This window comes from Bacillus sp. 05T22 (assembly GCF_056396765.1).
In genome coordinates, this window is the sequence record NZ_JBFTMC010000140.1 from 1 (window position 1) to 9,967 (window position 9,967).

Sequence of the window (9,967 nt, forward strand, 5' to 3'; positions counted from 1 at the left end):
CTTTAAAATATTGACTCCCCCTAAGAACCATACTTGCACTAATATAACTTTCATCGTTTACTTTAATCAAATCCCTAGCTGCATCTGCATATAAATCAATAATTAAGTAATCTGGCTTAGCCTCTTTCAGTTTAGCAAAAAAATCTTTTTCAAAATCACAACGAATGAACTCTTTATTTTTATCTGTTACATCTTCAAATTTCTTCATATCAATACTTACTGAATTAGACATCAGACTTATAATCGAAGAATGAAACTGCGTTAAGCTACAATTATAATGCTTTTTATACCCGGGATTGAAATAATCCCTAGAATTAAAAGCATTGCGACTAAAACATGAACCCAAAACAGCAATTTCTATTGCGTCTTCCGACAACTTACCCGATTCCACAAAATAAATTGAAAATGACTTATTACCATTTACATAAGGCTTAAAGTTCCACTCTCTGTTCTCTCTCATCATTTCATATGTGCATTTATATATCTCAATTTGTTTTTCTGGGCTTAATTCAACATCTACAGTTCTTCCATCAAAAGTTGTTAAACGAACAAAAACATCCCAAATATCTTTATGACGAATTTTTTGATCCTTTAAAAGTTCTGGAACATTCAAATTGATTTCAAAACAGCTATTGAGGATATTTAACATTTGAGCTTTTTCTTCAAAGTATACTAATTCTCCATTAGCCGTATAACGCTTTTTCAGTACAATATATGAATTATCTGTGTCAAAGTCTAAAACCATATATTCTTTGGAATCAATCTTTCCTTTAATATAAATAATATTATTTTCAAAATCGAACTCAGAAGCTTTAACATTAACTTCTTTTTTTCTAATAAATATCGCTATATTATCCATACCTACAACATATGGCTTCACTCTAAATAAATCATTATGTGTGAAATTGTGGTATTTAAATTCKAATTTCATCTTATCATTTTGGGAACAAAGTAACGGTACTTCAATACCCACACCTTTTGAATTCTGAATTTCTATAAAAGTGTCCCAAATCATTCTTTGATGTAGCTCATAGTCTTCAAATAGTTGGTCAATATCCACTGAAAATTCAATAGGATTCTGAGTTGATTCAACTTCTATCACTTTAGATTCATAGTATTCAAATAAACCTTCTTGTTCTCTTTTCTTAAATGTTAACCTAACTGTTTTTTCATCTAACTTTATTTCATTTAACTGCTCCAAATAAATACTTGCATTTAAAATTCCCTCATTAAATGAAACTTCTTTTACAAATGCCTTAACATCATTCTTTAATATATAAATTGAAACCTTTTTATCGCCTGTAATATAAGGCTTAGCTTTAAAAAGATTTTCACACAATGGATGATACAAACTATCTTTAAAATCCAATTGATTTGTTGCTTCTAGTCTTACATATTCTTCATTACAAAATAAGAAAAAATCCCAAATCATATCAGTTTTTAATGAAACACCATTAAAGAGTAATTTAATATCCTCCTTAAAACTAAACATTCCTTCATCACTTTTTAGTGAGAAACAATATTCTTCTGGATACTCAATACCATGTTCCATTTCACGCCTTCTAATGCAAATAGAACAGCTTTCTTCATCTAAAATAAAATTCGTTTTTCCCTCAATATATATAAGGCCATTATTGAAACTCATATTTGTTACGGTTGCTTTCAAACTACTATCCTCCGTACTAAACAAAATTCAGAACTTTTATTCTTAATTAGTTTGATGAGATATTGCATCAATAGTCCCCATCCATAGCATGCCAATTTCATCTATTTCAAATCGTTTAACATTCTGTATAGCTTGTTTAGCAAACTTTTCTCTTTTTCTTAAGTCACTTATTAGTTGCATTAAAGATTTCGCAAAAAGCTCCACATTCCCATCTTCTACTAAAATGCCATCCTTATTGTGAGCAATAATTTCACTCGGCCCTTTTGGACAATCAAAACTAACTACCGGTACTCCACATTGCATAGCTTCTATAATAACCATTCCAAATCCCTCAAACCTCGAGCTTAAGGCATATATTGATGCTTTAGAGAGCTCTACATCAATGCGCTGAGTAGCACCCATTAAAATAACATGGTTATATAATTTATGTTGTTCAATTAAATTCTCTAGATTTGCTCGTTCTCTCCCAGTTCCATAAATTTTAAGTTTCCAATCTGGATGTTTTTCATTGACAATTTTGAATGCTTCAATCAACAAATCAAAACCTTTTTGTGGAACTAGACGCCCTGCAGCAATAATAGTTTTGGAAGTAAGAGATGAGACAACACCTTGAAGTTTTGGAATTGAATTTGTAATTTTCTTTACCTCTACTTTTCCATCTGCAAGAAGGTTTGTATAGTCCACTGTATCTTCGTCTGTTAAAGTAGCCAAGCAATCTAAATTAATATAGTGTTTTAAGATAGATTTTTTTAATCGTTCAGGATAAATTGAAAAGTTTAGATGTTCTTGTCCAATAAGATGTACACCTTTATTAGCATGCTTACTTGCAAAAATATTAAAACTTGGTCTTGTTGTCACTAAAATACCTGAATCTATGCCCTTTAAATAGTTATACATTTTAATATCTGTCAACAGAGAAAAGAAATGATATCCTTCATCATCTGGATGAATCAACTTACTTTTCATTTTTGATAACTTATTTGCTGTCTGCGTCCGAAAATTTTTATCATCTTTTTTTCTATTTACTACATCATGTAAAACAATAATTTTAATTCTTGGATCTATTTCAAAAAATGGTACTTTACGATGGCGAAACACACTGACAATTTCAATATCATAACCATTCTGAGCTAAATAATTTGTTACATTTAATACTGTACGTACAGTGCCACCCATTCCATAAATATCAAATACAAGAAAACGAATCTTCACAACCTTATCTCCTATCTAACTTATTTTCCAATCACAGCGTCTATAGTTCTTTTAGAAGCATATCCATCTTCAAGATGACAGAATTTATCTCTAAATTTTTGATGTTGTCCCGCATATTTCGCTTCCACTTTATTAATTTCTTCTATCGTTTTAAATAATTGCTCTTGATCTAAAATAATTGGGCCTGGAGCGTCTTCTTGAAAATTAAAATAAAACCCTCGAACTTGAGAACCATACTTAGATAAATCATAGGTAAAGAAGATAATAGGTCTATTTAAATTTGCAAAATCAAACATTACTGATGAATAATCCGTAATTAATATATCTGAAATTAAATACAGCTCTTGAATATCATTATAACTAGATACATTATAAACAAAACCTTCAAATCCATTAATTTGGATACGAGTTGCATCTCTATAGTGTAATCTTAATAATAAAACGTACTCTTCTCCAAATCTTTCTTTGAACTTCTGAAGATCAAATTTAAATTCGTATGGTTTATCCTGATTTCCATTATGAAAGTCATAATCTCTCCATGTTGGTGCATATAAAATTACTTTCTTTTTTGGATTAATATTTAATTTCTTTTTAATTTCCGTGGATTTCCTGTCAATGTCTTTACGATAAAAGATATCATTTCTAGGGTATCCGACATCTAGCATTTGTTTTTCAAAATTAAAAGCTCGTTTTAAAATTTTTGAAGTGTAATCATTTGGTCCTATTAAATAATCCCATCTCTCATTACGCTTTAATAAAGCCGGAGAAGTATTTTCTGCATACGATGGTGAGTTAGGATCAATATCAAAGCCTAGCTTCTTTAAAGGAGTTCCATGCCATGTCTGTACATGCACAGTTCCATTTCTTTTCTCATAAAAATCAGGGAAATTTCCATTATTAACAAAATACTTAGCTATAGCCATATAATAGTAATATTTGATTGAGCGTGGTTTAACCAAAATTGGATTTCCAGGAATTTTTTCTTTTAAATTATTGATTATCCAAACAGCTTTCATATTACGTTGCTCTAACAACATTTGTTCATAAATGGCTCTCGGATTACATGAATAGCTTTTCCCATGAAAACTTTGAAAAACAATACAATTTTGATTAATAGGTAGAACTTTATTGAAAATCTGATATAAAGAATTACTCCATTTGTTAAGCAATTTGTTAATTTTCGGTTTTTGTTTTAGTCGATCCTCTAAAGTTAAAATAACTTTTGATGGATCTACATTCATTGTAAATAAAGCTTTATACTCATCAAAATTAATCTTGCATTCAATTAAATCAAAATTAATATCGGCTAATAAGTTGTCCCGTTCTTCCACCAACGGAATTGAGGAAATATCTAGGACTGCATTAAATTTAAATTCTTGTCTCGTTTTTTCATTTTTCTCCACATTCCATATAACTGGAATATTAAATTTCTTTCCATAGCTCCCTTTAATATTCATACTTCCCTTTGTTTGATTAGGAAATTTATGATTTGGAGTTTGGATATTTAATTTTCCTGATACAATCCAACCATCTTTTCCTATGCTTACTTGCTCAATTGATTTTACATTGATGTACTCGCGGATTAAGATGGAAACTTCGTCATGTAAGGTGTAATACGGTTTTACCACAATAGCTTGTCCTTCTAAATTAGATAATAACTGCTGTGGAATTTTGATAAGCTTTTGTTTATTTGTAATTCCGTCTAAACGAGTCACTAAAGGACAACGGTGATTATTAATTTTTAAATATACATCCCATATACCTTCAGAAAATATCCCTTTTTCTATAAGGTCTTCTAAATCAAATATATATGAGTACTGAAGCCCATTTAATTTCAGTTCAAATTCATATTCTTYTTCCGAATTACGCTTAGTTATAACCAAAGCTTTGTTACCATCAAAAGACTGCTCCATGCTTTCTTTCGTAATAACTTGACCTACAATTGTAATTTGATTATCTTCTGAATAGATAGAATCAACCTCTGCTTGCAAATCTTCTCTAGTTAATAACAAGGACACTTGATTGTTCTTTTGTTCTGTACTAATTAATACTTTCCTAACACCTTCTAATGTTTTTACAGAAGCATGCTTATTAAATGTCATATTAGGTGTAATGGTCACAGGCAACACAAGAGTCTCACCTTTAAATTCCATTTTTATGAAAAGCTTTGTTGACTTATCATTTAATAACCCATATGTTTCTTTTTGGAAATTTAATTGTACATTAAATCCTGCCCAATCATAATTTTCACCTGAATGTCCATAAAAGGCTGTTACATCCTCTCTCTTTACATTATTAATAGGCACTTCCCTACTAATATTCCCAGAACGCATAACTAACTTTTTCTTTATATCAGTTTTTTTTCTTATATTCCATGACGGCATTAAAAAGTAACCACTCAATTCAAGTAAACCATTTTCTTTCAAATCGATTACTTCAACTTTCAAATGAGCTTTACTACTTTCAGATTTAAAGGATAAATTCCCTTTCACTGTAGAATATGCTAGGAAATTTCCATTTAACTTTTTAATATAAAAAGGCGGGAACTCAATAGAGTCTGTTACTTCATTTTTAATTCGAATTCTTGTTGTTTTTCCACCTAATTCAACCTGAAGATAAGCATCCCAAATTCCTTTTACAAGACTTTCGATATGTTCTGTCATGCCAATTTCCACATTTAATAGATTACTATTATTTTGTATATCATTATTAAATTTAATTTCTTCCTTCGATGTTCGATTGATTAAAACAAAATACTGCCTACTTAATTCTAAATCCTTAGTAAAATCATCTAGTCTCAACACAATATTTAGCTTCGTTTGGTTGTATTTAATTTCTTGCAAAAAACACTTGCCTTGTTCCTTAGGTAGCCATAATAAGTTCAAAAACTTCATTCCACACCTCTTACACCTAAATTAGATTTATATTACATTTCAAAAATTTCATTTATGAAATTCTCACTAGAATTACCTTTCGAATATTGATTCCATTTGAGAGAGAAATCTTCTATTTTAGATAAACTAAACCTATTCTCTTGGATTATTTCAATTAGCTCTCTTGTCGAATATACGACTGGTCCTGGAACTACAGAATCATATTCGCCTATAATACCTCTTTGTTTTTTATAATCTTTTAGATCATAAGGATAAAAAACCATGGGCTTTTTTAATAAACAAAACTCATACGGAATGGAAGAATAATCAGTAATTAAAATATCAGTAACTAAAAATAACTCATTAACATTAGGATAAAGTGAATAATCATATACAAATTGCGAATACTCACTTTTATAATAAAGTTTATCCCTTACAGCTGGATGTAATTTAATAAGAAGCACATACTCCTCATGAAATGCTTTATACATAGCATCTATATCCAAATGCAAATCAAAATCTACCAACTCTTTATCCCTAAAAGTTGGAGCATATAAAATTACCTTCTTCTCTTTTAAAGCCGGATTCATTAATAAAATATTGGCTTTAAGCTCACTCTTACGGTGTTCATAAAAAAACAGATCCGTTCTGGGAATACCTGTTTTTAATATCCTATCATCTGATAACGCAAAAGCATCTTTATAAATATTAGCTAGTTCATCAGACCCTACAACAATCTTATGAAAATTTCTATAAACATCCAGAAATCGCTTTTGGGCTCGTAGGCTCCTTTTATTAAAAGAAGGTGCCAACAATCCAAATTTTTTTATAGCACCTGCTGCGTGCCAAATTTGAATACATTGCACCCCCTTTTTAAATTTAACTTTCGCTAACGATCCGAAATAATTATCAATAATAACATATTGGGAAGTAGACAAATGATAGATTGATTTAATTGTATGAAGGATATTTTTCGTTTCAAATTTAAAAGACTTCACATTTGAATAGCTATCCACTTCATATTTACATGTAGGTTTATATAAGAAAATTACTTCACAATCAATTTTTTGCCGTTTCATTTCATCATAAATAAAAATGAGATTCTCACCATAAGACATAATAAAGGTTACTTTCTTTTTTATTGGAAACACTTTCATCATATTATGTAAAATTCTAAATAGAATTAGGTAGATTTCTACAATCAATTCTCTAATCATGTACACTTATCTAGCAACTTGCACTAGTTCCTTTTTTATTTTTGTAGTAGAAATTCCAGCTGTACGTGGTAAATATACAACTTCACAGTATTCATCTAATTCATCAAATTCCCCTTCCCAATCATCACCCATAACAAAAATATCTACATCATGATTAACAACATCTTTTACTTTCTGCTCCCAATTATGTTCAGGAATTACTTCATCCACATACCGAACCGCTTCTAGAATCATTTTACGATTCTCATAGCTATGATAAGATTTTTTATTTTTTAATTTGTTAAACTCATCTGAAGAAACAGCAACGATTAAATAATCTCCTAAATCTTTTGCTCTCTTCAATAAGTTAATATGTCCCCAGTGCAATAAATCGAAAGTCCCATATGTAATAACCTTTTTCATAATCGCGCCCCCTGTGAAATGTTCTTATTTTATAATTATTCAGTTGAGAAATATATTTAAATTAGAGATTCCCCTACACCTATGAATGGTAAGAAGAACTTAAATCCCCCTATGTAAACCTAAAACACATTTACATAGATTTTACATCAAGTTCACACGAAATTCACAAAGATGATTATAACATAATTTTTATTTACAAACTATGACAATAACCTAACAACTATTGTCATATCTTGTCTAAGAAAGCACTTTTTTGTCTGGTATTACAAACCACCTCTTACTTTCTTTTATTTACAAAAAAAAAAGCGCAAAGGAACTATTTCCTTCGCACTTTTTACTACCCTTTATATGACTATTTCAACATACGACGTGGTAATTTATCAATGTTCTCTAACATAATGCCTGTACCAACTGCAACGCAGTGCATTGGGTTTTCAGCGATTAGTACTGGTACTTTTAATTCTTCTGCTAGAAGCATGTCGATACCGTGTAATAATGCGCCTCCGCCTGTTAAGATTACACCGCGGTCAATGATGTCTGCAGATAGTTCTGGTGGTGTACGCTCTAATACACCTTTTGCAGCTTGTACAATGACAGCCGCATTTTCTTTTAATGCTTCTGTAATCTCTTCTGAACATACTGTAATTGTACGTGGTAAGCCCGTTACCATGTCACGTCCGCGAATTTCAAGTTCTTCACTACGTGCACCTGGGAATACTGTACCGACTTTAATTTTAATATCTTCTGATGTACGTTCTCCGATTAATAGCTTATACTTACGTTTAATATAGTTTAAGATCTCCATATCRAACTTRTCGCCAGCCATTTTGATAGAGGARGAGGTAACAATATCACCCATTGAAAGTACGGCGATATCTGTTGTACCTCCACCGATATCAACAACCATATTTCCGCTCGGTTGGAAGATTTCCATACCGGCACCAACAGCAGCTACTTTTGGTTCTTCTTCTAAGAATACTGTTTTACCACCTGAGCGTTCAGCAGCTTCACGAATTGCTTTTTGTTCTACAGATGTGATGTTTGTTGGACAACAAATTAAAATGCGAGGTTTTGAAAAGAAGCTCTTCACGTCCAGTTTGTTGATGAAATGCTTTAACATCGCTTCTGTAATTTCGAAATCCGCAATTACACCATCTTTAAGTGGACGAATCGCTACAATATTACCAGGTGTACGTCCTACCATACTTCTTGCTTCTTCACCTACCGCTAATACTTTTCCAGTATTGCGATCAATTGCTACAACAGACGGTTCGTTTAAAACGATCCCTTTACCCTTTACATGAATTAATACGTTAGCCGTGCCTAGGTCAATTCCGATATCTCTCGCAAACATTCCTGTTTTTTCCTCCTTGATATTCAAAATCAGGTTGTACCCGAATTCTTTTACACCTAATTTCTGATTTTATCATAAATTTAACGGAAACGTAATATTTGAAAAGATAATTCTTCTGAAAAATGTTCCGTCATGATCAAGGAATGTTTGCCGTATAATGAATTATTGCCGCACGATTTTTTCTGTATCTTCTTTTCGGTACTTCTGCTTCGTCGCTTCCCCGCCTCTTAGGTGACGAATCGACTTATGATAATCAAGAATTTCTTTCACTTCATTTGCGAGCTCTGGATTAATTTCTGGTAAACGTTCTGTCAAATCTTTATGAACTGTACTCTTTGATACCCCAAACTCTTTTGCGATTACACGCACTGTCTTTCTTGTCTCCACGATATACTTGCCAATCTTGATAGTTCTCTCTTTGATGTAATCGTGCACACCACTCGCCTCCCTAAATTGGATGTGAGAAGTGTGAAATGAGACTCGCTGCATATGACTAAGAAGTAAATTCGAGTGCTGTTTGTAAGCGTTAAACATTCTGGAATTTATAATGAAATGATTCACGATTTCTCACCTCAAACACTCTCTTTGCTTTGGTTTATATCATTGTATTGCCTGCACTACTGATATATGCTATAAGTTCGGTATTTTTGCGGACTAAGTTTAAAAAAATTACAATTTCGTGTGAGAAATACGTTAACAATGACAATTTTTACTTGATGAACTTCCATACAAAAACAAAGAATGACGCCTCTTGTCAAAGGCGTCATTCTTCCCGATCACATTCTTCTTCTAATAATTGATGGTGGGGAACTTCTTTCTTACTGGCAATGTAATAATATAAAGTAAATAAAATAAACAACAAAATAAGGGCAATCGACAGAACAAATACAAATGACAGAGTAATCCCCTCCTTTTCTTATATATATATTCGAGAATTCCGTCAAATTTCCTTGTTATTGCTATTTCCCTCTCGAAATGGATCATTTTTATATAAAAATAAAAAAATCAACTCCCTAGTGAGAGCTGATTTTTTCGTTTTATTATTCTTGTGTAGAAGAAGAGTCGTTAGATGATTCCGTAGAACCATTTGTTGATTTTTCTTCTTTTTTACTTTTTTCATCAGCTGCGCCATTTGTTGATTTCTCTTCTTTTTGTCCTTTTTCATCAGCTGAACCGCTTGTTGATTTCTCTTCTTTTTTACCTTTTTCGTCAGCTGAACCGCTTGTTGATTTCTCTTCTTTTT

Annotated in this window: 8 protein-coding genes and 1 pseudogene; all 9 read right to left on the minus strand. The window is 31.4% G+C overall.

The features are described from left to right. A partial coding sequence (locus AC1DIT_RS25175; RefSeq protein WP_476998486.1) for a DUF6270 domain-containing protein occupies nucleotides 1–1,666 on the minus strand: 1,666 nt, incomplete at its 3' end. 42 nt (nucleotides 1,667–1,708) lie between these two features. After that, entirely contained in the window at nucleotides 1,709–2,878 is a 1,170-nt protein-coding gene (locus AC1DIT_RS25180; RefSeq protein WP_016132445.1) for a glycosyltransferase family 4 protein, read from the minus strand. Between the two features lie 20 nt (nucleotides 2,879–2,898). Continuing rightward, nucleotides 2,899–5,772 carry a CDP-glycerol glycerophosphotransferase family protein gene (locus tag AC1DIT_RS25185; RefSeq protein WP_476998487.1) on the minus strand — a complete coding sequence of 958 codons (2,874 nt, stop codon included), beginning with the start codon at nucleotides 5,770–5,772 and terminating at the stop codon, nucleotides 2,899–2,901. A gap of 32 nt (nucleotides 5,773–5,804) precedes the next feature. Continuing rightward, nucleotides 5,805–6,968 (minus strand): CDP-glycerol glycerophosphotransferase family protein, encoded by a 1,164-nt coding sequence (locus AC1DIT_RS25190; protein ID WP_016132447.1) that lies wholly within the window; start codon nucleotides 6,966–6,968, stop codon nucleotides 5,805–5,807. 6 nt (nucleotides 6,969–6,974) lie between these two features. Continuing rightward, nucleotides 6,975–7,370, minus strand: coding sequence for a glycerol-3-phosphate cytidylyltransferase (gene tagD, locus AC1DIT_RS25195; protein WP_016132448.1), 396 nt, complete (start codon nucleotides 7,368–7,370; stop codon nucleotides 6,975–6,977). A 352-nt stretch (nucleotides 7,371–7,722) separates the two neighbouring features. Next, complete coding sequence (gene mreB, locus AC1DIT_RS25200) at nucleotides 7,723–8,724, minus strand: rod shape-determining protein (RefSeq protein WP_016112656.1); 1,002 nt, start codon at nucleotides 8,722–8,724, stop codon at nucleotides 7,723–7,725. A 162-nt stretch (nucleotides 8,725–8,886) separates the two neighbouring features. Further along, a complete protein-coding gene (gene spoIIID, locus AC1DIT_RS25205; protein WP_016112657.1) occupies nucleotides 8,887–9,159 on the minus strand; it encodes a sporulation transcriptional regulator SpoIIID in 273 nt (90 codons plus the stop codon). Nucleotides 9,160–9,487: 328 nt separating this feature from the next. Next, nucleotides 9,488–9,622: an ABC transporter ATP-binding protein gene (locus tag AC1DIT_RS25210; RefSeq protein ID WP_077294197.1), complete on the minus strand. Its 135-nt coding sequence runs from the start codon at nucleotides 9,620–9,622 to the stop codon at nucleotides 9,488–9,490. A gap of 142 nt (nucleotides 9,623–9,764) precedes the next feature. Next, a pseudogene (locus AC1DIT_RS25215) lies at nucleotides 9,765–9,967 on the minus strand (M23 family metallopeptidase); the annotation flags it as partial.